Origin of the sequence: Rhabdochromatium marinum (assembly GCF_016583795.1) — a bacterium.
Lineage (GTDB): Bacteria > Pseudomonadota > Gammaproteobacteria > Chromatiales > Chromatiaceae > Rhabdochromatium > Rhabdochromatium marinum.
Window position 1 is genome coordinate 1 of the sequence record NZ_NRRS01000182.1, and the last position, 1,089, is coordinate 1,089.

Here is a 1,089-nt window from a genome sequence, read left to right on the forward strand (position 1 = left end):
CATCGGCGCTGTCCTTGGGTTGGGTTGCACCTCCAAGACTACGCCTTTCCCGGACTCCTGCCGCCCCATGCCTCGCGCTGATCACCTACTGAAATTGTTGGTTTTGGACCGAGGGATGATCAAGGCCGCTTTTGTGAATGACAGTCGGGGCAGTGCATGGGACAAACTGATTTTCTATTTCAAGTTGACATGATTATAACAAAACCAAAGCATCCTATCGATCATGGCACTACCGTCACCGGTATCCCCCAAGCCCCGCAAGAAATCCGCTTGGTCCATGACGATGCGGAGGCGAAAATCGCACTGTGCCACGCTCTGCGGCAGGCACTGAGAGGAAGATCGACCCGAGTGGTAATTCCGGCTGGCGATGATGGCACGCCCGCATCAAGACGGCCCGTCAGTCCTGTGGCTTGGCGGTCGCATTTCCAAGCGCTTCGATAGACCCCATGCGCAGTCCCTGCACATCCGCCAGCGACAGCCCCGTTAATTCGGCCACCGTGGCATCGTCCAACTGGGTGCGGCGTAACATCGCCATCGCACTTTGCCGACGCCCTTCCTTTTCGCCTTCCTCACGTCCCTCCTCTCGCCCTTCCTCTCGCGCTTCAAACAACAAGGTCGCCTCGTCACTCAGGGCCTTCGCACGCGACTCCGCCCAGTAGCGCGCTTGCTCATCGGCGCTCAAGGCCCGCAATTTCGCATACGCTTGTTGCACCGGGGGATGGGTTAGCTTGCTCATCGTGACCTCCTCACGCCAGTGTTCAAAATAAGCGATCCAGGCCGACAGCCGCTCGGGCAGTTGCTTTAGCTTGTCGGCCTTGCGCAGTTCGACAATGTTCAGTTGCAGTTCACGCCCGAGCCGCACCTGCGGGCGCTTGGCGTCGCGCAGCTCGAAGCACCACAGGGCTTGATCTTGGTGCTCGGGCTGCTTAAACAGATTAAAGTCCAGCAGGTGAATGCCGATGCAGCAATTCCCGCTGACCTCTGTGGCGAGCGGTTGCGATGGCCCCGATCCGCCGTTGAAAATCAACCGGCACGCGAACACCTCGCGACAAAGAAGCGCTGTGGTACGCCCGGCTTGTTCTCACCCTC

General features: G+C 59.0%; 2 protein-coding genes. One reads left to right on the forward strand and one right to left on the reverse strand.

Annotated features, from left to right (window positions below):
• Positions 1-193, forward strand: a 193-nt coding sequence (locus CKO36_RS19440) for a hypothetical protein (protein WP_207161529.1), incomplete at its 5' end; no start/stop codon positions are given.
• A gap of 204 nt (positions 194-397) precedes the next feature.
• Here CKO36_RS19440 and CKO36_RS19180 read toward each other — a convergent pair.
• On the reverse strand, positions 398-1,027 hold the full coding sequence (locus CKO36_RS19180) for an Rpn family recombination-promoting nuclease/putative transposase (RefSeq protein ID WP_200286494.1): 630 nt from the start codon (positions 1,025-1,027) through the stop codon (positions 398-400).
• Positions 1,028-1,089: the final 62 nt, after the last annotated feature.